Here is a 26110-nt window from a genome sequence, read left to right as displayed (position 1 = left end):
TGACGCTGGTGGGATTATCTCTCCAGCATATCCAACTTGTTAGGCACGCCATTCCATTTTTCTGCATCGGGTAGGGCGGGCTTAACCTCAGTGATGTTTGGCCATTCTTCAGCGAGTTCTTCGTTCAGCTGAATAAAGACTTCTTGGTCTGGGGCTAGTTCATCTTCCTGAAAGATAGCTGCGGCATCGCATTCCGGCACACAAAGGCCACAATCGATGCAGTCTATAGGGCTTATCACCATAAAGTTAGGCCCTTCATAAAATGCGTCCGCAGGGCATACCGCCACACAATCGGTGTATTTACATTTTATACAGTTATCGGTTACGACAAACGCCATGGTGATGAACTCTCATTAGTCTATTTTCGGATGGGCGATGATACGGATACCAAACAAAAACACAATATTTGTCCTATAAAATCTTCAAGGGTTTGTGCTTTTATTTGTCATGCTTACCGCCTAGTTTAGCACTCCCACTACAAAGTAAATTGTCTCAAGATGCGGTTAATTAATATGACAGACCTCTCAAGTTAACGTAAAATCCCCGCCATTGTGAGCAAGTGTGAGTGAATATTCGCCGATTTATACCAATCACACTAAGTAAGTGATCATAAATAGCGCAGGAAAAATGCTCGAGAACAAGGCAGGATTTTTCGATAAGTAGTTATTCTACAATCAAAAATTCTAACGCAGTTATCGAGTATTTTAACCAGCTAGAATGACCAGTTATTTAGTACGATTGGTATTCTACCTGGCTTTATGCGCTTTACCCTTTAGCTAAGACACCTACTACGAGACATCTGCATGATACGTTTGACCGAAATAAAGCTTCCTTTAGATCACAAGGAAGAGGCTATTCAAGCTGCCATAGTGAAAAAACTAGGCATCACTTCTGAGGAAGTGCTTTCTTTTAATATGTTTAAACGTGGCTACGATGCTCGTAAAAAATCAAAGATCCTGCTGATTTACACCCTAGATGTTGAAGTAGAAAACCAAGCACAACTGCTTGAAGCGTTTGCTGACGACCCGCACGTGCGTGAAACTCCTGATATGGAGTATAAGTTCGTTGCACAAGCTCCTGAAAACTACACCGAACGTCCAGTAGTGGTTGGATTCGGTCCTTGTGGTTTGTTCGCAGCTCTTGTATTGGCACAAATGGGCTTCAAACCTATCGTGGTTGAGCGAGGAAAAGAAGTTCGTGAGCGTACTAAAGATACCTTCGGCTTCTGGCGTAAGCGCAACCTAAATCCAGAATCAAACGTGCAGTTTGGTGAAGGCGGCGCAGGAACCTTCTCTGACGGTAAGCTGTATAGCCAGATCAAAGACCCTAAGTTTTATAGCCGCAAGGTGATCAACGAGTTTGTCGATGCGGGCGCCCCTGCTGAGATCAAATATGTCAGCAAGCCACATATTGGTACCTTCAAACTCGTCACCATGATTGAGAAAATGCGTGCAACAATCATTGAACTGGGTGGTGAGATTCGCTTTAGCACCCGTGTTGATGATCTGCATATGGAAGACGGTCAATTGACTGGCCTGACGCTGTCTAATGGTGAAACTATTAAGTCTCGTCACGTTGTATTGGCTGTGGGTCATAGCGCACGTGATACCTTTGAGATGCTGCACGAACGTGGCGTTTATATGGAAGCAAAACCATTCTCTGTTGGCTTCCGTATCGAGCACAAGCAATCAATGATTGATGAAGCGCGTTTTGGTAAAAATGCAGGTAACCCCATCCTTGGCGCTGCCGATTACAAATTGGTACACCACTGTAAGAACGGTCGCACTGTATACAGCTTCTGTATGTGCCCGGGCGGCACAGTGGTTGCTGCAACCTCTGAAGAGGGGCGCGTAGTAACCAACGGTATGAGCCAGTACTCTCGCGCCGAGCGCAATGCCAATAGTGCGATTGTAGTGGGTATCTCCCCTGAGCAAGACTACCCAGGTGACCCACTTGCGGGTATTCGCCTGCAACGTGAGCTAGAGTCTGGCGCATTTAAACTGGGCGGCGAGACTTACGATGCTCCAGCGCAGAAGATTGGCGACTTCTTGAAAGGTCGCGATCCAAGCGCATTGGGAGAGGTTGAGCCTTCATTTACTCCAGGCATTAAGCTAACGGATGTGTCTAAGGCATTGCCAGATTACGCAATCGAAGCCATACGTGAAGCTATCCCTGCCTTTGATAAGAAGATTAAGGGTTTTGCAACGGAAGACGGTTTGCTGACGGGTGTAGAAACTCGCACCTCTTCGCCACTGTGCATCAAGCGTGGTAAAGACTACCAAAGCATCAACCTAAAGGGTTTCTTCCCTGCAGGTGAAGGCGCGGGCTATGCAGGCGGTATCCTGTCTGCAGGCATCGATGGTATCAAGGTAGCTGAGGCGCTGGCGCTATCCATCGTAGCTGAGTCTGAAGCGGGATAAATCAGGTCTTAGAACCTAGAACCTAGAACCTAGGACCAAGGTTCTAGGTTCCTTCTATTTCTTCGCTCGCGCTAAAATCCTATCTAGCGCATTGGCAAAGTCGCGTCGCTCAGTCTGTGACAATGCACTTGGGCCGCCGGTTTGCACTCCTGATGAACGCATAGTGTCCATGAAATCACGCACGTTAAGGCGAGCCTTAATGTTTTCCTTAGTGAATAACTCCCCACGACTGCTTAATGCCTGTCCACCCTTAGTGATGACTTCGTCAGCAAGGGGAATGTCTGAGGTAATGACCAGATCATTGGCTTCTATGCGCAGCGCTATCTCATCATCGGCAATATCAAAGCCTTGACTGACCTGCACAAAGCGAATGGTGTTGCGCTTAGGCAGTGGGATAGGGTGATTGGCAACAAAGATACATTCAATTCCTGTTCTCTCAGAGGCGCGCACTAGTGTTTCTCTAATGACCTTTGGACACGCATCGGCATCGACCCATATCTTCATTATTGCTTACCTTCTAGTGCTTCGATACGGCGAGTGAGCTCGATGATCGTTTTCTCTAGTGTTTCAATCTTTGAATCAGAACTCTCGCTATTCACCGCGACTTCAATTTTTGGAACACGCTTGGTGCTCTTCCAGTTCTTGATAGCGGCAATGAGTGCTGGCATAGGAACCTTACTGCCAAGGCGTGCTTTGACAAGTGCCATGGTAGGTTCTTTACCTTCAGATTCAAGTGCTTGGAAAATCTGATTTAATTCGTCGGTAACTTCTTTAGTGAGCATAGTATCAATTCTGGTTTAACGATTTATCGTCATCCTATCGAAATCACTATCATGAGTACACAGCAACTTATCAATCGCAGGCTTAACCATGCTTATTATCCGTGACTATCATGAGCGAGATCGGCAAGAATTTATTCGCCTTAATACGTGCCCGATCAATCGCGCCCACATGAATGGCGCACATTCTTATGAAAGTGCCTCAAGGCTGTTTGATAAGTTGCAGGGTGAGGAATCAACGATAGCTCGAGCAGTAGAGGTTAATGGTCGTTATGTAGGGCATCTATTTATCAGCGAACAAGAAGAGGGCTGGGAGCTAGGCTTCATCTTTGATAATGCGTATTGGGGGCAGGGGTATGCGACTAGAGCGCTGAAAATGTTGATGGAACAACTGCCTGATAACCTCTCAAAACCGCGTGTATTTGCGACTATTGATCAAGGGCATAGTGCGTCAGAGCGAGTGATAGAGAAGCTTGGTTTTATACAAGCTTCCCGACACGAGGATGAGTATGGTGTTTATTATCTCTATCGCTTAGTAAATTAGATGCGATGAGGATCGGTGTGAAAATGCGAGACTCGCAGTCCGACCATGGTTAATTCGCCTTGATAGCAATCATCACCTAGGGCTGAAAACTCAAAGGCAAATACCGTATGCCAGCCCAATTTACCATCGGGGCGACGTAGTCTGTGCGTCCCAGAAGAAATACTGACAACCTGCAGTTCCAGTTTTTTGCAATGCCTAATAATGGCAGTCTTGGCCAACTCGGCCTGGCGTCTGTGTTGCCAGAATAGAGTAAGGAAAATCGCTAACCCGAGTATGGCGAGCAGGTTGTCCATTTAGCTTTGTCCCTTAGTATTATTTTGTAAGGCAATTAATGCTTGAGCCAGTTCTTGTGAGGGAGCTTGGTGAAGCATTGGCAATATCACCATGCGCAGCTTCGGCTGCATCACTAGGTCGGCAAATAGCTGGTTGAATAGCCCTTGGTTATTGGTTTGTGCCAGTCTTACCAAGAATTGTTCAGCAAGCGTACTTTGCTGCAGTGGCTCCCAACAGCGACCTGCAATAGCGATCAAGACTTCCTGATGGCAATATTTACTCTCTGACAAAATAGCCGTCACAAGAGAAGTGAGTTTATTCCCTTTGTTGCCAGATAGTGCGCGAGCCAGTGCTGATAATAGGAATAGGTCACCCTCTGGGTGATTTAGCTGATCCAACGCTAGATCATACAACCTGGTGGCGAGAGAGTCGCTGATATCACAATGCTCTAGGGCTCCTAATAAAGCGTACAGAGGCTGAGTCGGCAGTTGAGAGAGGCTTTTTTTCACCATCAACTCATTGTTCGATTCTTTTAGGCGAGCGCAGATATCGGTGATCCCTTGCAGACCGACAGTTTGCCAATTATTCCAGCCGAGATCGCCCTTAAAATAGGTCAAAGCATGGGCATAATATTGGCTTGGAGATAGATCTAGCTCAGCGCTGACTTGGCTGTTAAATACCGCTAGCTTGTCTTCTTTTGGCTTGAAGGTGTATGGGTTGTTAGCCAGTTGCTCTTGCACTTCTTCATTCAGTTCTTTTTGCAGTCTTGAACCCATAGCCTCAAGTACAAACTTGATGAAGTTACCGATGTCGGCTGAGTTTAATAAACCACGCTCGTCCAAGTCGAACTTAAGGAACCAAATCCAAGGCTGCTTTTGCTCGTTCCAGTAGGTGATGGCAAATTGCGCTTGGCGCTGAATAGGGTAAGGATAGGCTTGTCGGCCTAGTTCAATGCTTTCAAATTCATCGTTAGGGATCAATTCGATACGACGACCTAAGTCGTGTACCTTAAAGTGACAATCGCTGTCTCGTAATATCTGTGTCAGTGTTGAAATATTTTCCATTTGCCTACGTCTAAATAACCCATACTCTCCCTATAACATGGTAATCTTGCGCCGAATTTCAAGAGTAACAAGAGAAATAGCTTGAATACAGTTCACCTACAGACGCAAAAACTGCTCATCGATGCGGAATATACCCTCAAGCAATCTGGCTTGTGGGAAGTAAATAAGCCGTCTCCTGAGGCGCTGATGAGCACCCAACCCTTTGCTGTGGATACTCTTCATCCTGAGCAATGGCTACAATGGATCTTCATTCCAAAAATGCAACAGATTGTAAGCTCGCAGCAAGCCTTACCTGTTGGGTTCGCTATTTCTCCGTACTTTGAGCAAACTTGTCAGGGTAAGCCAGAATGGGCAAAGGTAATTAAAGTGCTGAAAGAGATTGATGAGGTATGTGCGTAATGTTGGAGATCATTTACCAAGACGAGTTTATCGTTGCTGTTAATAAGCCAGCAGGGATGTTAGTGCATCGTTCTTGGCTCGATAAGCATGAAACCCAGTTTGTCATGCAGACACTGCGTGACCAAATAGGTCAGCATGTGTTCCCTTTACATCGTCTTGACCGTCCAACCTCTGGCGTGCTTGTGTTTGCTTTATCTAGTGAGGTTGCCTCACAGATGATGCCTATGTTTGCTGAGCATCAAATGCAGAAAACCTATCATGCGATAGTGCGTGGCTGGATTGAAGAGGGTGATCGACTAGATTACGCCTTGAAAGTAGAACTGGATAAGATTGCGGACAAGTTTGCCGATAAAGAGAAAGAAGCTCAGCAAGCGATAACGGATTTCCGCCCCTTGGCTAAGATTGAAGTGCCGTTCTCAACAGGGCGCTTTCCTACCTCTCGATATTGCTTGATGGAACTGCAACCCCTGACGGGCCGTAAGCATCAGTTACGCCGACACATGAAGCACTTGCGTCATCCTATTGTTGGGGATACCACGCATGGGGATGGCAAGCACAATCGCTTGTTTAAAGAGAACTTAGCCAGTGACCGCTTACTTTTGCATGCATCAAGGCTTGAGTTCGAACACCCCTTTACTGGTGTGCGACTAGTGCTTGAGGCAAAGTTTGATGAAACGTGGCGACAACTCATTGAGCGCTTTGAATGGCAAGGTGCATTCGACGACGAGTAAGCGTTATAAAACAGAAAAGCTCATACTTAGAAAGAGTTAAAGTATGAGCTTTTTGTATCAGGGCGATTATTTCAGCTTTTCTAGATCGGCTTCAATTTCTGCAATCTTGCCCGAAACCACTTTTTCTAAGTGGCGTAAATCTGACAGTATTTTTTGTTTCACGTCGACATCTTGAGACTTGACGGGTTTAGTCAGAGTATTGAGCTCGTCGATAACCAAGGTCAGATTGCGGTTAATTTCTGTTTTGTTTCGGTATTGCCCGCTACCATCATCGATAAGTACACTTTTTACCTGTCTTGGGTACTTAAACTTTACACTCTTTGCGAATAACTCACCTTTTTGCTTTTTAAAGTAGATCTTAAGAACATCTTTATGAGCTTCTTGGCGCAATGAATAGCGGTCAATTTGCTTTGTTTCGTGAATTCCCAACCCGGTTAGGTGTGGATACATAGGCACCTCTGCGATCAAATTTGCTGAACTTCCTAGTGAAGAGCTCCGTGATACCAATCGTACTCAATAACTGAACACTTACCTAGTGTGATTGGTATGAGTATGGCTTTTCATACTTAATTGTAAATCTAGCAGGGAATCAGGTGCTTAGGTAGCGAGATCCCCTTCAACCCTGCTTTCATTCACATTTTAGTTTGGCGCCAGCTCCGATAAGTTCTCAATTAGGTTTTGACGTAGGGTCTCTTGAAGCGCTGCATCCAGCTTTTTACCTTCCGGAGAGGTGATGATAAACAAATCCTCCGCTCGCTCACCAATGGTGGTGATTTTGGCTGAGTGCAGGTGCAAATCCATCTCGGCAAAGGTCGCGCCCACTGCCGCTAACAGGCCAGGGGTGTCTAATGCGACTAGCTCCATCAGCGTCTGTTTCGCGTTCTTGGTCTCGATAAACTCTGTTCGTGTTTTTACCTTAAAGTGAACGAGGTTTCTTGGGGTGCGTCGCACCTTAATTTTAGTCAAACGACCATCTTTGATGACATGTTGCAGGTGTTTGATAACCGCTTCATGCCTGCGCTCTTCAAGAGGCTGGTTGTTTTGGTCTAACACAATGAAGGTGTCTAGGATGTATCCATCACGGCTCACCATAACCTGAGCGTCATGTACGTTGAAGTTTCGGCGATCCAACTCGGCTACCACACTGGCAAAGAGGACAGGCTGGTCTTTGGTGTATACAAACAGCTCAGAGCCCCCTCGAGTGGGTTGAGGGTTGATCAGCACTAATGGAGAGTCAGGGTCTTCTTGCTCAAGGATAGCTTGAGCGTGCCACGCCAGTTGCTGTGGTGTGTGACGAAGGAAATAGTCAGCCTTGAAGCGTTGCCATAGCACCTCGATTTCACGCGGCGTAAAGCCTTGGCTACGCAGCACAGCAGAGGCTTGTTGCTGATTGTGTCTAATTCTATCCCTGACATCGACGGGGTGCTCTAGCCCGCGACGCAGGGCTCTTTGTGTGGAGTAGAATAACTCAGTTAAAAGTGAGCGCTTCCAGCTGTTCCAAAGCTCTGGATTAGTCGCGCAAATATCGGCAACGGTCAGGCAAACAAGAAACTCTAGATACTCTTCTGTCTTCACCTTTTTGGCAAACTCGGCAATGACGTCAGGGTCTTGAATGTCGCGCTTTTGTGCGGTGACAGACATCAGCAAGTGATTTCTCACTAGCCATGCAACCAGCTTAGCTTCAGGTTTAGATAAATCGTGATCGATACAGAAATCGTACGCTTCTTTTTCCCCAATCACGGAGTGATCGCCACCTCTGCCTTTGCCTATATCGTGGAAAATGGCGGCAATGGTCAGCAGTTCTGGCTTCTGAATTCTGGGCAGTACCTCACAACAAATAGGGTGCTTTTCCCTGTTTTTTGCAAAGCTGAACTTATGGATATGCTTTAGCAGTCGCATACTATGTTCGTCTACGGTGTAGACATGGAACAAATCAAATTGCATCTGCCCAACGATCTGGCTCCATTGTGGGAGGTAAGCAGACAGTACACCTAACTGATGCATTAGCCTGAATGCCTTGGTGAGTGCGTTGGGGTGTCTCACCAATAGCATGAATTTTTCGCGCGCTTCAGGAATGGTATGCAAAAATCGATTCAGGCGTCGCCTGGCAGTACGCAGTTGGCGCAAGGTAGGTGGCGCGACACCCGTTATCGTAGAGTCGTTGGCGATATGGATAAACATATCCAAGATGGTATCCGGACGAGCCTGAAATAGGGCCGGCTTTCTCGCTTCAATAAGATGGCCTCTGCGCTGAAAGTCTTCATTGATGATTTCAGCGGGGATTAACTTACCTTGATTCAATATCGCCTGATCAAATAGCTTGAGCAGCATTTTGTTGAGCTCAGTGATGCGACGAAGGGTACGATAAAACTCTTTCATCATGCGTTCAACAGGCTGGTTTCTTTCACCCGTAAACCCAAGGTTTTCCGCCACTTTCGCCTGATACGCAAATGAGAGGCGGTTGTCATAGCGCTTTAGTTCAATGTGCAGTGCGAATCGGATCTGCCAGAGAAAGTTCTGACACTCTTGCAGTTCACGATACTCGGCATCGGTAAGAAAGCCATGGTGGCTCATTTCTAATAATGAGGTAGCACCGAAGTGACGTCGTGCGACCCAACTCAGGGTATGTATATCGCGCAAACCACCTGGACTGGACTTAATGTCCGGCTCCAAGTTGTAGCCTGTGTCGTGGTATCGAGCGTGTCGCTCTCTTTGTTCTTCCAGTTTGGCTTTGTAGAATATTTCACTGGGCCAGAACTCATCAGAATCAATTTCATTTCTTAGGCTTTGAAAGCAATCTTGGCTGCCACAAATGAGGCGAGATTCTTGAAGGTTGGTCGCAACAGTCAGATCTTCTCTAGCAACCTGCAGGCATTCTTTGACGCTTCGTACGCTATGCCCAACCTCTAATTTTAGATCCCACAGCAAGGTAACAAACTCACTGATCTTGGGAGTCCACTCTTCTTTAAGGGTTCTTTTAGAAAGGATAAGGATGTCGATATCAGACAGCGGATGTAACTCACTACGGCCATACCCGCCTACAGCGACTAAACACACGCCTTCGATTTGATTAAACCCATAGTGCTTCCATAGTCGCTCTAGCAAGGAGTCCATGAAGTCACTGCGCTCTTGAACGAGATCCGCTACAAGGTGATGTTCAAAAAATGAGTGCTTTTGCTGATCACCAAAATCTTGAAGAAGTGTTCGTAGAGTCTGTATATCAAGTTGTTCTTGAGGCAACTTGGTAGGGGAGAGGGCATTTAGGTTTGGCACGCACTAAATCCTTTTTATGCATTAAGGTCACTACTTCTGATACTTCCTGATTTTACGTCTGATGGCAAGGCAAACTTCAGTTTATAGCGCTCTAATACCTTGAAGAGATTAAGGAAAAACCAATATTTTCAGACACTTTAGGGAATGTTGTTCTAATCTATGAGGAAAGGATTTTTGTATCAGAGGATAAAATGAAAAGGCGTTATTCGATAAAGCTGACAGTGATCAGTCTCTTTATCCTCACTACTTGTCTCACTGCCTCTGTTGCGATTGGTTTGCAGTATTACTTTAGTAAACAGCAAGCATTGCAAAGCGCACTACAGAAGTACCAAAATATCTCTAGCCTCATCACCAAAGAAGTGAAAAATGTCGATAGGGTCTTTAGTAATTTGACTTTATTACTGTCGGGCCTCGGACAAGATTTTGAACAGTTCGATGAAAACTTGCTGGCGAGAACGGCCTTTGCTCAATTGATGAGAGGAGATCCGATATTTTATAGTTTGTATATAGCAAGGGCAGATGGCCACTTTTATCAACTCATCAATTTGAATTCTTTAGAGGAAATTAGAGAAGATCTAGGTGCTGAATCATCGGATCGTTGGGTATTGGTTGAAATAATTAGACAAGGGCAAAAAAACATAAAGACAACCTCGTTTTTTGACCACTCATTTCAACTACGAGATAAGGTTTCGGTAGAAAGTAAATATAATGCAGTTCAAAGACCTTGGTTTGTGGGTGCGCAAAATTCGAATCTTTTTAAAACAGAGCCTTATTTATTCCACAATGTTCAAGTTAGTGGTCAAACGTATGCTTCAAAAATCGACGATTCAGTATTTGGCAGTGTGCTTGGGATGGATGTCATATCTGAGACACTATCGAATAAAATAAAAGGTCGCTTGGGACACGCAATAACTAAGCTACCCGCAGAATTTTATGTTTACGATGAAACGGGTGCACTCAAGGCATCTTCCAATGACAATAAACTTATTTCGCTACCTGATGTCACTCCTTTAAGTTTAACAAAAGACCAGCAAAGCCTGATTGCCTCTATTGGAAACATTGAGGTATCAAACCAAACCAATTGGCCTCCTCTAGATTTTGCTGTGCGCGGAAAACCCGCAGGATATTTCGTTGATAAGATGCGAATTATTGGCCTTAAAACCGGTATCCGCCTTAAGTTCATCAATGGTGTTAGTTGGGCTGAACTTGTTGAAGAGTATAAGCAAGGTGATGTTGATATTCTTTATCCGGTTGCGAACAATGCCACAAATAGATCTTTTGGTGCGTTGAGTGCCCCCTTAGCTAGATTTGATTTTGGATTAGCCACTTCAGGAAACGGCTATGGCGGACTTGAACAATTGCTTGGGAAAAAACTGGGCATTTTGAAAGGCTGGTCAATCATTGAAGAGATAAGGGTGAGCCACCCTGAAGTTCAAATCGTTGAGCTAGATGATCTTTATGCTGGATTGCTCTCTCTTTATAGTGGCGATCTTGATGCAGTAATGGACCTAAATGTAATTCTTGAGAGCACCATAGAGCAGCATTTCTTTGATGGATTGACGGTCAACGTTGTCGACGCTAAGCAAGATCTTCATTCGACCAATACCTTTCATATGGCGATTGAGAATATTGACTCCCAGATGGGCGACATCATAAATCAAGCTATCGCGAGTTTCACACCAGAAGAGATTCGTTTTCTCGAGACCAAGTGGTTTTCTAAAGGCAGCCCAAGTGGTGTTGTTCCGTATGAATTCTTAATTGATGCCACTAAGGATGAAAGTCTGCGCGACCAGTTACTGACGTTTGAGGTGGATGGAGAGAGTTATTTCACTTACATAGAACAAATTGACCTATTTGAACGCGGTACTGAATATTTTAGCATTACGGTTCCTTCTGAATCTTTATTGGATGCTGCATTGAGTAATGTTGTTGCGTCTACTTTAGGTTCTGCCGCACTGTTAACCCTACTTATCCCCCTATCGAGAGTATTTTCAAAGCCTATTGTCAGTCCTATTCAAGCCTTGATTGAAGAGACAAAGAAGGTGCGAGAGCGTCGCTATTCAGATGTGGATGGCGTGCCATCTCGGATAAAAGAGATCTATCAACTCTCACGATCGATTGAGACTACAGCTAATGAGCTTTCGGTCTATGAAAAGCAGCAGCAGGAGTTTGTTGATTCCTTTATCAAGCTCATTGCACAAGCCATCGATGACAAGTCACCGTACACTGCAGGGCACTGTAATCGGGTGCCAGAGCTAGCCATTATGCTGGTTGATCAGGCCGAAAAATCGAGTGATGGTTCCTTTGCTGAGTTTGGTTTTGAAAGCGATGCGCAAAGGCGTGAGTTTAGGATTGCCGCTTGGTTGCATGATTGTGGCAAGATCACGACCCCAGAGCACATTGTTGACAAGGGCTCAAAGCTTGAGGCGAATTACAATCGTATCCATGAGGTTCGTACTCGATTTGAGGTGATGATTAGAGATCAGATCATTGCTTTTTATCAGCAGCAGGCTCCAACATTACAACCTGAGCAGGATAGTGCTCTTCAAGGGGACATTGAGCTGTTAAAGCAAGAGTTTGCTGAGGTTGCCAATGCCAATGTGGGGGGCGAATTCATGGACGATGAGGCGGTAGAGCGAATTGAACAAATTGCGAAACGCACCTGGACTCGCTACTTAGATGACCAGCTAGGCTTATCCCCAGAAGAGCAACGACGTCTGGAGTCTCGAGGTATTCGCTCAGTAACTCCTGCCGTTGAGTCCTTGCTGGCAGATAAAGCTGAGCATCTCTACAAACATCCATCGAAGATTGAGTATGACCCAAGCTTTGAAATAAAGATGGAGGTGCCTGAGTACCTCGCGAACAGAGGGGAGGTCTACAATCTAATCATTCGCAAAGGCACGCTAACCGCTGAAGATAGATTTAAGATCAATGAGCATATTATCAGTACTATCAAAATGCTGGAGCGCATGCCATTCCCTGATGATTTATCTAAGGTGCCACGCTACGCGTCAACTCACCATGAAACCATGAAGGGTACGGGCTATCCAAGACAGTTGAAGGGAGAGGAGTTGAGCATCCCAGAGCGCATTATGGCGTTGGCGGATGTATTTGAAGCGCTGACCGCCGCAGATAGACCCTACAAGAGCGCTAAGACCCTCAGTGAGTCTTTGAGAATTATGAAATTCATGGTGCAAGATGAGCACCTAGACAAAGAGACATATCGCCTGTTCTTGAGCAGCGGAACGTATCTTGAGTACGCTAAGCGTTACCTAGCCCCTGAGCAGATAGATGAGGTTGATATAACAGAATACTGGGTTTAGAAGTTTATAGTGAGAGAGCCTTGTTAAATGCACTCGATGACTTAGAACAATCGTTTTACAACCCTCTAGGGTAGTAAAACACGTCATTGCCGAAGTCTCTTATCGGCAATCTATGGCTTGTGCGCTTTAGATCCCCCGACCAGAGTGCTGGCCCAGAAAAGCGCTCGGGGATGACGGTTGATCAGCACTCGGGGGATGACGGTTAGCTAGCATTGGAGGTGACGGTGAGTTGGCACTTGAACTGAAAGCTGATAGCTGACAGCTTAAAGCTGAACAGGATAATCTCATTCTCTAAGGTCGGTCAGAATTTTTCCAAGCACAAAAAAGCCAGCATTACGCTGGCTCATTTCTCTTAACTGTTCACCATCAATCGAGGGATGGACTCTTCGTTACGAAGGGTCAGCACTTCACAACCATCTTTAGTTACTACGATAGTGTGTTCCCACTGAGCTGAGTTTTTGCCGTCGCCCGTGTAAACCGTCCAATCATCATTGGCATCGATACTACAGCCGAACTTGCCAGCGTTAATCATTGGCTCGATGGTAAAACACATACCTTCTTTTAGTACGCGGCGGTCGAAGTTTTTATAGTGCACCACTTGTGGCTCTTCGTGGAATTCATTGCCAATACCGTGACCACAGAAATCTTTAACTATAGAGAACTTGTTGCGTGGGTTCTTTTTGTTGTTCTCTTTGATGTACTTTTCAATAACCGTACCGATTTCGCCTACAGTCGCACCAGGCTTAACCTGTTTCATCCCTAGGTAAAGTGCTTCTTGAGCCACCATACAAAGACGCTTATCACTTGGGTCTACATCGCCAATCAAGAACATCTTAGAGGTATCACCGTGGTAGCCTTCAGGGCGGGTGCTAAGGTCGGCGTTTTCATCGTTCGGAATAATCACCGTAATATCGATATTAACGATGTCACCGCTTTTCAGTACAGCCGGTTTCTTTTGGCCGTTGCTGCCCACCGCGTCTTCTGATGCAGGAATACCATGACATACGATATGGTTGATTGAAGTACAGATAGACTTAGGGAACCCGTGATAATCAAGCGGAGCAGAATACGCACCGTTTTCTAGGGTAAATTCGTGACAGATTTTGTTCAGTTCTTCAGTAGATACCCCTTCTTTCACGTGTGGGGCTATCATCTCTAAAACGTCGGCTGCTAATTTGCCGGCAACGCGCATTTTCTCGATTTCTGCTTCAGTTTTGATTTTTATCGACATGCTGTACTCAGTTAACTCTTGCTTCAATTGCCTTTATTCTAACAACACTGGGCACACTCGCAAATGAAAATAAAACTCAAGTAGGGACGCCTTTCGTCTCTTAAGTGAAATAAACGTGATATTTCTGGTAATCGAGCCCAAAAATATGGTATAAACCGCGCCGAGATAGATTCCATTGTCTTCCTATTTTGAATAGGGCGAGGTGTTTTTCTATGTCACTAACTTAATTTACTTAAATCACACACATTTCGTCACATGTTTCGGGGTGCTCCGGTTTGCGATTGCAAACAGAGGGAGTCGAGACCATGGGGAATGTGGAGGCCTAACCCCAATTTAGAGGATTTTAAAATGGCAACTGTATCAATGCGCGATATGCTAAAAGCTGGTGTTCACTTCGGTCACCAGACTCGTTACTGGAACCCAAAAATGAAGCCATTCATCTTTGGTGCTCGTAACAAAGTTCATATCATCAACCTAGAAAAAACTGTTCCTATGTTCAACGAAGCTCTAACTGAGCTTGCTAAAGTTGGCGAGAAAAAAGGTAAAGTTCTTTTTGTTGGTACTAAACGCGCTGCATCTGAAGCTGTTAAAGAAGCTGCTATCGCAAGCAACCAATTCTACGTTAACAACCGCTGGTTAGGCGGTATGCTAACAAACTACAAAACTGTTCGTCAGTCTATCAAGCGTCTAAAAGAACTTGAAGCTCAAGCTCAAGACGGTACTTTTGAGAAACTAACTAAGAAAGAAGCTCTAATGCGTACTCGCGAAATGGAGAAGCTAGAGAAATCTCTTGGTGGTATCAAAGATATGGGCGGCCTACCAGACGCTCTATTCGTAATCGACGCTGATCACGAGCACATCGCAGTTAAAGAAGCGAACAACCTAGGTATCCCTGTATACGCTGTTGTAGATACTAACTCTGACCCAGACGGTGTTGATTACATCATCCCTGGTAACGACGATGCAATCCGCGCGGTACAACTTTACCTAAACGCTGCAGCACTATCTGTGACTGAAGGTCGTAACAAAGACGTTGCTACTGCTGCTGACAAAGACGGTTTCGTAGAAGAAGCTGAGTAATAGCAGCTCCAAGTCACACTTAGTTGTTTGCCGGGAAACCGAACAGCAGATAAACTAAGTGCTAGTATGCATCAGGGGCCCCAATTTAGGCCCCTGAATTTTACCTTTTGAATCAACTTGAGGATTAGAGAATGGCTGTAACTGCTGCTCTAGTAAAAGAACTGCGCGACCGCACTGGCGCAGGTATGATGGACTGTAAGAAAGCTCTTACTGCTACTGACGGTGACATCGAACTAGCAATTGAAAACATGCGTAAATCTGGCGCTGCTAAAGCTGCTAAGAAAGCAGGCAACGTAGCTGCTGAAGGCGCGATCATTGTTAAAGATGCAAACGGCGTTGCTGTTCTTCTTGAAGTTAACTGCCAAACTGACTTCGTTGCTAAAGATGCAAACTTCACTGGATTTGCTAACGAAGTAGCTGACGCTGCTCTAGCATCAAAAGCTTCTGTTGAAGAGCTACAAGCACAATTCGAAGAAGTTCGTATTGCACTAGTTGCTAAAATCGGTGAAAACATCAACATCCGTCGCGTACAGTACGTTGAAGGTGCTGAAATCGCTTCTTACCGTCACGGTGAGAAAATCGGTGTTGTTGTTGCTGGTTCTGGCGACGCAGAAGTACTTAAGCACGTTGCTATGCACGTTGCTGCTTCTCGTCCAGACTTCCTTAACCCTTCAGACGTACCTGCTGAAGTAGTTGAGAAAGAAAAAGCGGTTCAAGTTGAAATCGCTATGAACGAAGGCAAACCTGCTGAGATCGCAGAGAAGATGGTTGTTGGCCGTATGAAGAAATTCACTGGCGAAATCTCTCTAACTGGTCAAGCGTTCGTAATGGAACCAAAGAAATCTGTTGGTGAAGTTCTTAAAGAGCGTGGCGCAGAAGTAACTGACTTTGTTCGTCTAGAAGTTGGCGAAGGCATCGAAAAAGCGGCAGAAATGAGCTTTGCTGATGAAGTAGCTGCAGTTCAAAAAGGTTAATCATTAGCCTTAATGAATACCAAAAAGACCGTGGCAATTGCTACGGTCTTTTTACGAATAAATACTTAAGTTTAGCCGTTGAGAATAGTGACTTATAATTAGCTTCGAGCTTCGAGCTTCGAGCTTCGAGCTTCGAGCTTCGAGCTTCTAGCTTCTAGCTTCTAGTCTTCAGCTTGTAGCTTGTAGCTTGTAGCTTGTAGCTTGTAGCTTGCAGCTGATAGCTGATAGCTGATAGCTGATAGCTGTTTTCTGAGTCTCCATCCTCAACTGTTAATCGATAACTCTTTTAGAAGGTATACTTCATGACGACAAATCCTAAACCAGCATATCAGCGTATCCTGTTAAAACTGAGTGGTGAGGCTCTTCAAGGCGAAGAAGGCTTTGGTATCGACCCAACGATCCTAGAGCGTATGGCTCAGGAAGTGAAAGAGTTAGTTGAACTAGGTGTAGAAGTTGGTGTAGTTATTGGTGGTGGTAACTTGTTCCGCGGTGCTGGCCTTGCAGAAGCGGGCATGAACCGCGTAGTTGGCGACCACATGGGTATGCTAGCAACAGTGATGAATGGCCTAGCTATGCGTGATGCACTGCACCGTGCATACGTGAATGCTCGCGTAATGTCAGCGATTCAGCTTAAAGGCGTGTGTGACGATTACAACTGGGCTGACGCTATCCGTGAGCTTCGCCAAGGTCGTGTAGTTATCTTCTCTGCAGGAACGGGTAACCCATTCTTCACAACAGACTCTGCTGCTTGTCTTCGTGGTATCGAGATCGAAGCGGATCTAGTACTAAAAGCAACAAAAGTTGACGGTGTATACAATGCTGACCCTGCAACGAACCCAGACGCTGAACTTTACAGCAAGTTATCGTACAATGAAGTACTAGATAAAGAGCTTAAGGTTATGGATCTAGCTGCGTTCACATTGGCACGCGACCACAACATGCCAATTCGCGTATTTAATATGAACAAGCCAGGCGCACTACGTCGCGTGGTGATGGGTGAAGCTGAAGGTACTCTTATCAGCAACGCTGAATAATCGCCCAAGCATAATTTAGTTAGGTCATTAGACCCCGACAATTTCAAAGGTGAAATCGTGATTAACGAAATCAAACAAGACGCGCAACAGCGCATGGAAAAAAGCGTTGAAGCGCTAAAGAACACTCTTTCAAAGGTGCGTACAGGTCGTGCTCACCCAAGCCTTCTCTCTGGTCTTTCAGTTGAGTATTACGGTGCTCCAACGCCTCTTAACCAAGTAGCAAACGTTGTTGCTGAAGATGCACGTACTCTAGCAATCACTGTATTTGACAGAGAGCTTGCACCTAAGGTTGAGAAAGCAATCATGCAATCTGACCTAGGTCTAAACCCAATGTCTGCGGGTACGGTTATCCGTGTACCACTTCCACCGTTGACAGAAGAGCGTCGTAAAGACCTAGTTAAGATCGTTCGTGGAGAAGCTGAAGGCGCTCGCGTCGCTATTCGTAACATCCGTCGTGACGCCAACAGCGACTTTAAATCTCTTCTTAAAGACAAAGAGATCTCTGAAGATGAAGATCGTAAAGCACAAGACGAGATTCAAAAGCTGACTGATATTGCTGTTAAGAACGTTGATGATGTCCTAGCATCAAAAGAAAAAGAATTGATGGAAGTTTAATTAAACTGGTTATCGATTGACTGCTCAAACGCTGCACCCTACAGTGCAGCGTTTTTTTCTGCTATTATCTCCCTCCTGTTAAATGTACCTAATCCTTTTATGTCTGACATACCTGTAACATCAAGTACTCTTCCTCAACACATCGCTATCATCATGGATGGTAATGGACGCTGGGCAAAATTACGTGGCAAGCCAAGAGTTTATGGCCACAAGAAAGGAGTGAGTGCAGTTCGTAAAACGATTACTGCTGCGGCAAAACTTGGCGTTAAGTCAGTAACCTTGTTTGCATTTAGCAGTGAGAATTGGCGCCGTCCAGAAGAAGAAGTCAGTCTTCTAATGGAACTGTTTATTACTTTGTTAACCACTGAAGTGAAGCGTTTGCATAAAAACGATCTTAAACTGAGGATTATTGGTGACAAAAGTGGCTTCAACTCTCGTTTACAGAAAAAAATAGCGGAAGCTGAAGAGCTGACACAAGATAATACAGGTTTGGTGATCAATGTTGCTGCCAACTATGGTGGTAAATGGGATATCACACAGGCCACGAAACGTATTGCTGAGAAGGCATTGCGTGGTGAGATTCAGCCAGCGGATATTACTGAGCAACTGATTTCACAAGAAGTGTGCCTAGCCGATTTACCTGAGGTCGATCTCTTGATTCGTACTAGCGGTGAATCGCGCCTAAGTAACTTTTTACTATGGCAAGTGGCTTATGCAGAGTTTTATTTCTGCGAAAAGCACTGGCCAGACTTTGACGAAGACGGCTTAGCCGAAGCTATCTCTTGGTATGTCAATCGCGAACGTCGATTTGGCTGTACTGGAGATCAGATCAAAGCATTAATGGACAATAAATAAGGAAGTCGCCTTGAAGCAACGCATTATTACGGCACTGATTCTAGCCCCTCTAGTCATCCTTGGGGTGTTCATGTTGCCGCTATCGGGCTTTATGCTCATGCTTGGTTTTATCACCCTACTCGGATTGTGGGAGTGGACCCAGTTTGTCGAGATGGGCACTCGAGCTCAAAAAATGGTACTGCTTTTTGCCTCCTTTCTTATCCCTTTTCTGTTTATCCCAGAGAGCGTACTCAAACTATCCGAATTGACCGGTGCATTACTTGTCGTCGTAGTGGGCGGCGCCATTTGGTGGCTTATCGCTAGTGCTCTGGCCATTACTCATCCTAAATATACGGCTTCTTGGAAAGACTCCCACTTATTGCGTTTCGTGTTTGGCGTACTGACCTTAGTGCCTTTCTTCTGGAGTATCGCAGCACTGCGTGCTATCGATATTGACACCGATTTTTACTATGGTGCCAAGCTAGTTATGTATGTGTGTGCTCTCGTATGGGCTGCAGACAGCGGTGCTTATTTTGCTGGCCGCAAGTTTGGCAAACATAAAATGGCACCAAGTGTGAGCCCGAATAAGACCATTGAGGGGCTGATTGGCGGCATTATCGTGGCTATGTTGATTGGCTGGGGACTGACCATTTGGTTTGGTCTAGAGTTTTCTACCCCGTGGTTAATGATGCTGCTGACCCTTGTCACTGTAGTTATTTCGGTATTGGGTGACCTCGTTGAGAGTATGTTTAAGCGTGTCGCCGGCATCAAAGACAGCAGTAATATCATTCCAGGTCATGGTGGCGTATTAGATCGCATCGATAGCCTAACCGCAGCGTTCCCGGTATTTACCGTTCTTTATTTCATGTTGCAGTAAACGGCACTTGATTGGTCAATTAGCATGAAAAATATCACTATTCTAGGTGCTACCGGTTCAATTGGTAGCAGCACCCTTAAGGTTATCGCACAGAACCCTTTGCGATACCGTGTGTTTGCTCTTGGTGCGGGTAGTAACCATGCTCAAATGTTTACTCTGTGCCAACAATGGCAGCCTAAATATGTCGCAATGGCGGATAAAGCGGCCGCTTTAATCTTACAAAAAGAGTTAGCAGTAGCGGGCTGTAAAACTGAGGTTCTAGCAGGAGAAGAAGGGCTTTGCCATATTGCCTCGCTACCTGAAGTTAATATGGTCATGGCGGCAATTGTTGGTGCTGCAGGCCTGTTGTCTACAATGGCGGCGGTGAAGGCGGGTAAGCGCGTGCTATTGGCTAATAAAGAAGCGCTTGTAATGTCCGGTCAGCTATTTGTTGATGCAGTGAAAGAACATGGCGCTGAACTTATGCCTGTGGATAGTGAACACAACGCTATCTTTCAATGTCTACCTCAGAGCATTCAAACTAACCTCGGCCACTGCGCTCTTGATGATGCCGGTGTGCATAAGATCTTATTAACAGGATCGGGTGGGCCATTTCGCTACAGTGATATAGATAGCTTAGCCTCGGTAACGCCAGAGCAAGCTATTGCCCATCCCAACTGGTCTATGGGCCCAAAGATCTCTGTAGACTCGGCCAGCATGATGAATAAAGGCCTAGAATATATAGAGGCTCGCTGGTTGTTTAATGCCAATAAAGATCATCTGCAAGTGGTTATTCATCCTCAATCTGTGATTCATTCAATGGTGCAGTACACCGACGGCTCGACACTTGCACAGATGGGCGAGCCCGATATGTGTACGCCAATAGCCTTGACGCTTTCTTATCCACAGCGCGTAGAAGCGGGTGTTAAGCCCTTAGACTTCACTGAGATGGGAGAGTTGACCTTTATCAAACCAGATTTTGCTAGATATCCGTGCTTGGAACTGGCAATTGAAGCTTGTTATAGTGGGCAACACGCGACAACGGCGCTGAATGCGGCAAATGAAGTCGCAGTGGACGCGTTTTTGCAACACAAGATAGCATTTACTGATATTGCGCGAATAAATAGTGCTGTAATGAACAAGGTTTGTGCAACTGAGCAAGCCAACCAATTGGATAGCTTGGAAAGCTTGATAGAGCTAGATAGAATGGCGCGCATTCTCGCTCGCGAGCAACTGGGTTAAGGATAGACGTAATGACCTCCATATTATGGAATTTTGCTTCATTTATTGTTGCGCTGGGCATTTTGGTCGCAGTTCATGAATATGGCCATTTTTGGGTTGCCCGTAAATGTGGGGTTAAGGTTCATAAATTTTCTATCGGTTTTGGTAAATCTATCTGGAAAAAGATAGGTAAGACGGGAACCGAGTATTCTATTTCTGTGATTCCTCTGGGTGGCTACGTCAAGATGCTTGATGGGCGTGTAGAAGACGTTGCCGAGCATGAACAAAATCAAGCCTTTGATAAAAAGAAGCTGTGGCAGCGAAGCGCTATTGTTGCTGCTGGACCTCTTGCTAACTTCCTTTTTGCTGTCTTGGCCTATTGGCTCGTATTCCTAATTGGTATTCCAGCAGTTAAGCCAGTAATTGGTGAGGTAACTCCCAATTCTATTGTTGCTCAAGCTGGAATTCAGCAAGGCATGGAACTTAAGTCCATCGATGGCGTCAAAACCGCGGACTGGGAATCAGTTAACATGCGTTTGATTTCGCGTATTGGCGATGATCAAATGACGGTAACGGTGACTTCGCCAGAGGAAGTCGGCCAAGAGCAGACCTTTGTTGTTGACCTTAACGGCTGGAACTTCGATCCAGAGAAAGAGTCCGCCATGGGCACGTTAGGTTTTAGGCCTTATTCTCCTGAGATTTTCCTGACGTTTGCTCACGTGCAAGAGGGCGGAGCAGCCGATGAGGCAGGCCTTAAGGTTGGGGACACGGTTTTATCAGTGAATGGTAACTCTGTGAGCGAGTGGCAAGACTTTGCCTCTCATATCCGCGATAATCCCGGCCTACCATTGCAGTTAGAGGTTAATCGCGATGGTATGACAGTACCCATCACTCTTACTCCGGGCGTACGAGAGACTCGAGAGGGTGATATGGGCTTTGCGGGCGTATCGCCTGAAGTGGGTGAATGGCCTAAAGAGTATCGATTTGACCTGAGGTTTGGCCCTGTAGAGTCTGTCGGCAAAGCGATTGAGAAAACTAAGCAGGTGATCTCTCTAACGCTGAGCATGTTGAAAAAATTAGTCGTGGGTGACGTAGGATTGAACAATCTGAGTGGCCCAATATCTATAGCCAAGGGAGCTGGAGCGACAGCAGATTATGGTATAGCTTATTTTCTTGGCTTTTTAGCCTTAATAAGTATTAACCTAGGAATTATCAACTTGGTGCCATTGCCTATATTGGATGGCGGGCATCTGTTGTTTTTTGCGGTCGAAGCGGTGATTCGTCGCCCGGTACCAGAGAAAATTCAAGAAATGGGGTACCGCGTCGGTGGCGCAATTGTGTTTGCACTGATGTCTATCGCAATTTTAAACGATTTTATGCGACTGTAGTCCAACGGGACTAACAGCGTATTTTTATAGGAAGTTAGAAGTCGATATGTCGCTAAAACGTATCCTGCTTACCGCGTTACTACTTGGAAGTAGTGCTGTTCACGGTGCAGAAAATTTTGTAGTTGAAGATATAAGAATCGAAGGTTTGCAGCGCGTTGCATTAGGTGCTGCATTATTGGAGATGCCTGTTCGTGTTGGCGATGATGTCGGCTCAAAGGATGTATCGGACATCATTAAATCTTTATACCGCTCTGGCAACTATGAAGATGTAAAGGTGTTGCGCGATGGCAATGTGTTGGTGGTTCGAGTTACAGAACGCCCTACTATTGCGAGCGTGTCATTCTCTGGTAACAAGGCCATTGAAGAAGAGCAACTACAACAAAACCTAAATTCATCAGGTGTTCAAGTGGGTGAGGCATTAGACCGCACTGCATTGAGTACCATAGAGAAGGGACTTGAGGACTTTTACTACAGTGTGGGTAAATACAACGCGTCTGTACAAGCCGTTGTAACGCCTCTTCCTCGTAACCGTGCTGACTTGAAGTTTGTCTTCTCTGAGGGCGTTTCAGCCAAGATCCAACAGATTAACTTCATCGGTAATACCGTCTATTCAGACAGTGATCTTCTATCGCGCTTTAACCTAAATGTTAACGTGCCATGGTGGAACTTCATGGCTGATGATAAATACCAGAAGCAAGTGCTTGCCGGTGATCTGGAAGCGCTGAAGTCTTACTATCTGGATCAGGGCTACCTCAAGTTTAAGGTCGACTCTAGCCAGGTTGCTATCTCGCCGGATAAGAAAGGGGTATACATCACTCTATTCTTAGATGAGGGTGAGCAGTACAAGGTTGAAGACGTCGAGGTCCGTGGTGAGCTGATCGGTAAGCGTGAAGAATTTGAAGGGATGAACCCATTTGAGAAAGGCGATGTCTATAGTGGCGGCGCTGTTACTGGAATGGAAGAGTCAATTAAGCGAGTGCTAGGTGAAGCCGGTTACGCATATCCTAACGTGCGCACCATCCCAGAATTTGATGATGAGAACAATACCGTATCTCTAGTGGTGAATGTAGAAGCGGGTAACCGTATTTATGTTCGTGACATTCGTTTTGTGGGTAACAACATCACCAAAGACGAAGTACTGCGCCGTGAGATGCGTCAAATGGAAGGCAGCTGGCTGAACTCGAGAAACCTAGAAACAGGTAAGACTCGTTTGAACCGTTTGGGCTTCTTTGAAACCGTTGATGTTCAGACCGTTCGAGTACCAGGTACCGCAGACCAAGTGGACGTGGTGTACTCGGTGAAAGAAGCGAACTCAGGTAGTGTTAACTTTGGTGTCGGCTACGGTACTGAGTCGGGTATCAGCTTCCAGCTTGGTCTTCAACAAGACAACTTCTTAGGTACAGGTAATCGCGTTGGTATCAACGCTATGACGAACGACTACCAACAAAACATCAGCTTAGAGTACCGTGACCCATACTGGAACCTCGATGGTGTGAGTCTGGGTGGTAAGATCTTCTACAACAAATTTGAAGCTTCGGAAGCGGGTATCGTCGACTATACCAACGAAAGTTACGGCGGTTCTTTGACTTGGGGTTTCCCATTTGATGAATTGAACTTCTTCGAAGTAGGCCTTGGTTATACGCACAACAGTTTGTCCAACCTTGACCCATACGTACAGATTGAAAAATTCCTTCAATCTCAAGGGGATAACTACGATGCACTCAATAATACGCTAGATACAGACGATTTTGATGTTTCTCTGACATGGACGCGTAATAATCTAAACCGTGGTATTTTCCCGACCTCAGGTAACCACCAACGCCTGACGGGTAAAATGACGGTTCCTGGTTCGGATGCCCAATACTTTAAAGTTCAGTACGATGCGAGACAGTACTTCCCACTGAACCAGAAGCAGACCTTTGCACTATTGCTACGTGGCCGCTTAGGTTATGGTAATGGCTATGGCAAGACTGACGGTAACGACAACCTGTTCCCGTTCTATGAGAACTTCTATGCAGGTGGTTTCACCACGCTGCGTGGTTTTGGCTCTAACTCAGCGGGTCCAAAAGCCGTTTATAACGACCCAACGGGTTGTTCAGGCAATGGCGGTGGTAACAACCCATGTTACTCTGCAACAGACGAATCGGCGGGTGGTAACGCAACCATGCTGGGTAGTATTGAGTTGATTGTACCGACGCCGTTTGCGGGCGATGAGTTCCGTAACCAGCTTCGTACCAGTGTCTTCTTTGATATTGCAAGTGTGTGGGATACTGAGTTTACTGATGTAGCTATTGATGAGAACCTACCGGGCTCTAAATACTACTACGACTACTCAGACCCGTTTGCATTCCGCGCTTCCGTTGGTGCTGCAATGCAATGGATGTCTCCGATGGGACCATTGGTCTTCTCGTTGGCAACGCCTATAGAAATTTATGAGGGTGACGATAAAGAGGTCTTCACCTTTACAATTGGTAGAACCTTCTAATCTTTGAGGAAAACATTTTGAAAAAACTAATTAAAGCAGCTGGCCTAAGCCTTGTAGTCCTATCGACATCTTTGGTAGCGCACGCGGCAGAAGCTGCGCAGAAGGTTGCATACGTAAATACCGCTCAGATCTTTCAAGAGCTTCCTCAGCGTGAAGCTGTTCTTAGGACTCTTCAAGATGAGTTCAAAGACAAGTCTGCTGAGCTAAAAGAAATCGAAGGAAAGATTAAGAGCAAGATGGATCAAGCTCGTCGCGACGGTGAACTGTTAGGCGACGACGGTGTTCGTAAGCTACAAATCGAAATCGCAGGCCTTGAAGCAGAATACAAGCTTAAGGGTCAAGCTCTAGAGCGTGACGGCAAGCGTCGTGAAGCTCAAGAGAAGCAAAAACTATTTAAAGTTATCCAAGATGCAATCGGTGTTGTTGCCGAGCGTGAAGGTATTGATATGGTTGTAGATGCACAAGCTCTACAATACGCTAAACCTGAACTGGATCTTTCTCAAAAAGTAATCGACGAGCTAAAGTAATCGACTATGACAAAACTGACGCTAAAACAACTTGAACAAATCACGGGTGGCACACTGTATGGTGACCCAGATGCTACGGTTTCTTCTGTGGCAGCGATGGATAAAGCAGTAGAGGGGCAAATTACCTTCCTGTCTAATCCTCGCTACAAGAAGCAATTGCCAGAGTGTAAAGCGTCAGTGGTCATGGTTAAAGAAAGCGAACGAGAGCATTGCGCTGGTAATGTTCTTGTTGTTGCCGACCCTTATGTGGCGTATGCCAAGGTGGCTCAAGCATTGAATAATGCTGAAGTACCTGCAGTAGGGATCTCTGCCTCGGCATTTATTGCTGATGACGTAACCCTAGGAAGCAACGTTTCAGTGGGCCCAAATGCTACTGTAGAATCGGGCGCAGTCCTTGGGGATAACGTCTGCATTGGCGCAGGCGCCTATGTAGGTAAAAACGCTAAAATCGGTGCAGGCACTTGGTTGTGGGCGAACGCAACTCTCTACCATCATGTAGAAGTCGGTGAGCGTTGTGTGTTCCACTCAAGCTCTGTGATCGGTGCTGATGGCTTTGGTTACGCAAACGAACGTGGCGAGTGGATTAAGATCCCGCAAGTGGGTTCGGTAAAAATCGGCGATCGAGTCGAGATTGGTGCGAGCACTACCGTTGATAGAGGTGCCCTAGATGACACCATTATTGAAAGTAATGTGATTCTGGATAACCAACTTCAGATTGGTCACAACGTGCGTATCGATTACGGTTCTTGTATTGCTGGCGGTACTGTCGTTGGTGGTAGTACCCATATCGGCAAATATTGTATTATTGGTGGCGGCGCAGCCATCTCAGGACACTTGGAAATAGCCGATGGGACAATGATCTCAGGTCGAGCTATGATCCTTAAGAGTATCACTGAGAAAGGGGTATACTCCTCTGGTATGCCGGCACAACCTAATAGGGAGTGGCGCAAATCTGTCGCTCGCCTAAATAGGCTAGAAGACATGCTGAATCGCCTCGGCGAGATTGAAAAAAGGCTTGGCGAATAAAGTTAGCATTAGGGCCTGCAATAAGCAGGTCTT

Annotated in this window: 24 protein-coding genes; 16 read left to right on the top strand and 8 right to left on the bottom strand. The window is 45.7% G+C overall.

What is annotated here, in order from left to right:
• Positions 1-14: 14 nt before the first annotated feature.
• Positions 15-338 (bottom strand): ferredoxin FdxA, encoded by a 324-nt coding sequence (gene fdxA / locus A6E01_RS09790; RefSeq protein ID WP_017029987.1) that lies wholly within the window; start codon positions 336-338, stop codon positions 15-17.
• 465 nt (positions 339-803) lie between these two features.
• On the opposite strand from fdxA, the gene A6E01_RS09785 reads away from it, so the two are divergent.
• Positions 804-2420, top strand: coding sequence for an NAD(P)/FAD-dependent oxidoreductase (locus A6E01_RS09785; protein ID WP_017029986.1), 1617 nt, complete (start codon positions 804-806; stop codon positions 2418-2420).
• A 54-nt stretch (positions 2421-2474) separates the two neighbouring features.
• On the opposite strand, the gene A6E01_RS09780 is transcribed toward A6E01_RS09785, so the two are convergent.
• Together A6E01_RS09780 and A6E01_RS09775 are read right to left on the bottom strand one after the other, a co-directional pair.
• Positions 2475-2924, bottom strand: a complete 450-nt coding sequence (locus A6E01_RS09780) for a YaiI/YqxD family protein (RefSeq protein ID WP_017029985.1) — start codon at positions 2922-2924, stop codon at positions 2475-2477.
• Complete coding sequence (locus A6E01_RS09775) at positions 2924-3202, bottom strand: hypothetical protein (RefSeq protein WP_017029984.1); 279 nt, start codon at positions 3200-3202, stop codon at positions 2924-2926. The genes A6E01_RS09780 and A6E01_RS09775 overlap by 1 nt, the downstream gene beginning before the upstream one ends.
• 88 nt (positions 3203-3290) lie before the next feature.
• On the opposite strand from A6E01_RS09775, the gene A6E01_RS09770 reads away from it, so the two are divergent.
• Positions 3291-3743 (top strand): GNAT family N-acetyltransferase, encoded by a 453-nt coding sequence (locus tag A6E01_RS09770; protein ID WP_017243179.1) that lies wholly within the window; start codon positions 3291-3293, stop codon positions 3741-3743.
• On the opposite strand, the gene A6E01_RS09765 is transcribed toward A6E01_RS09770, so the two are convergent.
• Complete coding sequence (locus tag A6E01_RS09765) at positions 3740-4036, bottom strand: DUF3301 domain-containing protein (protein WP_065210143.1); 297 nt, start codon at positions 4034-4036, stop codon at positions 3740-3742. The genes A6E01_RS09770 and A6E01_RS09765 overlap by 4 nt on opposite strands.
• Positions 4037-5080, bottom strand: coding sequence for a DUF3549 family protein (locus tag A6E01_RS09760; protein ID WP_065210142.1), 1044 nt, complete (start codon positions 5078-5080; stop codon positions 4037-4039). It lies immediately after the preceding gene.
• 81 nt (positions 5081-5161) lie between these two features.
• Between A6E01_RS09760 and A6E01_RS09755 the strand changes: the two genes are divergently transcribed.
• Positions 5162-5479 carry a YqcC family protein gene (locus A6E01_RS09755; protein WP_017029980.1) on the top strand — a complete coding sequence of 106 codons (318 nt, stop codon included), beginning with the start codon at positions 5162-5164 and terminating at the stop codon, positions 5477-5479.
• Positions 5470-6210 carry a tRNA pseudouridine(65) synthase TruC gene (truC, locus tag A6E01_RS09750; protein ID WP_026012769.1) on the top strand — a complete coding sequence of 247 codons (741 nt, stop codon included), beginning with the start codon at positions 5470-5472 and terminating at the stop codon, positions 6208-6210. Before A6E01_RS09755 ends, truC begins: the two co-directional genes overlap by 10 nt.
• A gap of 66 nt (positions 6211-6276) precedes the next feature.
• On the opposite strand, the gene A6E01_RS09745 is transcribed toward truC, so the two are convergent.
• On the bottom strand, positions 6277-6660 hold the full coding sequence (locus A6E01_RS09745; protein WP_026012768.1) for a DUF3461 family protein: 384 nt from the start codon (positions 6658-6660) through the stop codon (positions 6277-6279).
• A 189-nt stretch (positions 6661-6849) separates the two neighbouring features.
• Positions 6850-9483 (bottom strand): bifunctional uridylyltransferase/uridylyl-removing protein GlnD, encoded by a 2634-nt coding sequence (gene glnD / locus A6E01_RS09740; protein ID WP_017029977.1) that lies wholly within the window; start codon positions 9481-9483, stop codon positions 6850-6852.
• 191 nt (positions 9484-9674) lie between these two features.
• Between glnD and A6E01_RS09735 the strand changes: the two genes are divergently transcribed.
• Entirely contained in the window at positions 9675-12806 is a 3132-nt protein-coding gene (locus A6E01_RS09735; RefSeq protein ID WP_065210141.1) for an HD domain-containing phosphohydrolase, read from the top strand.
• A 352-nt stretch (positions 12807-13158) separates the two neighbouring features.
• On the opposite strand, the gene map is transcribed toward A6E01_RS09735, so the two are convergent.
• Positions 13159-14037: a type I methionyl aminopeptidase gene (map, locus tag A6E01_RS09730; protein WP_026026431.1), complete on the bottom strand. Its 879-nt coding sequence runs from the start codon at positions 14035-14037 to the stop codon at positions 13159-13161.
• A 348-nt stretch (positions 14038-14385) separates the two neighbouring features.
• On the opposite strand from map, the gene rpsB reads away from it, so the two are divergent.
• The 11 genes from rpsB to lpxD all read left to right on the top strand — a co-directional run bounded on the left by rpsB (position 14386) and on the right by lpxD (position 26077).
• Positions 14386-15117, top strand: a complete 732-nt coding sequence (gene rpsB / locus A6E01_RS09725) for a 30S ribosomal protein S2 (RefSeq protein ID WP_038133582.1) — start codon at positions 14386-14388, stop codon at positions 15115-15117.
• 131 nt (positions 15118-15248) lie between these two features.
• On the top strand, positions 15249-16091 hold the full coding sequence (tsf, locus tag A6E01_RS09720) for a translation elongation factor Ts (protein WP_017029973.1): 843 nt from the start codon (positions 15249-15251) through the stop codon (positions 16089-16091).
• A 302-nt stretch (positions 16092-16393) separates the two neighbouring features.
• Positions 16394-17125, top strand: coding sequence for a UMP kinase (gene pyrH / locus A6E01_RS09715; protein WP_017029203.1), 732 nt, complete (start codon positions 16394-16396; stop codon positions 17123-17125).
• A 57-nt stretch (positions 17126-17182) separates the two neighbouring features.
• Positions 17183-17740 (top strand): ribosome recycling factor, encoded by a 558-nt coding sequence (gene frr / locus A6E01_RS09710; RefSeq protein WP_017029204.1) that lies wholly within the window; start codon positions 17183-17185, stop codon positions 17738-17740.
• A 99-nt stretch (positions 17741-17839) separates the two neighbouring features.
• Positions 17840-18595 carry an isoprenyl transferase gene (locus tag A6E01_RS09705; protein ID WP_065210140.1) on the top strand — a complete coding sequence of 252 codons (756 nt, stop codon included), beginning with the start codon at positions 17840-17842 and terminating at the stop codon, positions 18593-18595.
• Positions 18596-18605: 10 nt separating this feature from the next.
• Complete coding sequence (locus tag A6E01_RS09700) at positions 18606-19451, top strand: phosphatidate cytidylyltransferase (protein WP_017029206.1); 846 nt, start codon at positions 18606-18608, stop codon at positions 19449-19451.
• Between the two features lie 24 nt (positions 19452-19475).
• A complete protein-coding gene (gene ispC, locus A6E01_RS09695; RefSeq protein ID WP_017029207.1) occupies positions 19476-20672 on the top strand; it encodes a 1-deoxy-D-xylulose-5-phosphate reductoisomerase in 1197 nt (398 codons plus the stop codon).
• Between the two features lie 11 nt (positions 20673-20683).
• Positions 20684-22039, top strand: a complete 1356-nt coding sequence (gene rseP, locus A6E01_RS09690) for a sigma E protease regulator RseP (RefSeq protein ID WP_065210139.1) — start codon at positions 20684-20686, stop codon at positions 22037-22039.
• Between the two features lie 46 nt (positions 22040-22085).
• The gene (bamA, locus tag A6E01_RS09685) at positions 22086-24524 is read left to right on the top strand and encodes an outer membrane protein assembly factor BamA (RefSeq protein WP_017029209.1); all 2439 of its coding nucleotides are present in this window, start codon (positions 22086-22088) and stop codon (positions 24522-24524) included.
• 17 nt (positions 24525-24541) lie between these two features.
• Positions 24542-25051, top strand: a complete 510-nt coding sequence (locus A6E01_RS09680; protein ID WP_017029210.1) for an OmpH family outer membrane protein — start codon at positions 24542-24544, stop codon at positions 25049-25051.
• A gap of 6 nt (positions 25052-25057) precedes the next feature.
• Complete coding sequence (lpxD, locus tag A6E01_RS09675) at positions 25058-26077, top strand: UDP-3-O-(3-hydroxymyristoyl)glucosamine N-acyltransferase (protein ID WP_017029211.1); 1020 nt, start codon at positions 25058-25060, stop codon at positions 26075-26077.
• Positions 26078-26110 lie beyond the last annotated feature (33 nt).

This window comes from Vibrio breoganii, from assembly GCF_001677275.1.
GTDB lineage: Bacteria > Pseudomonadota > Gammaproteobacteria > Enterobacterales > Vibrionaceae > Vibrio > Vibrio breoganii.
The sequence above is the reverse complement of the archived record's forward strand: the minus strand, read 5'-3'. Positions and strand labels throughout refer to the sequence as shown.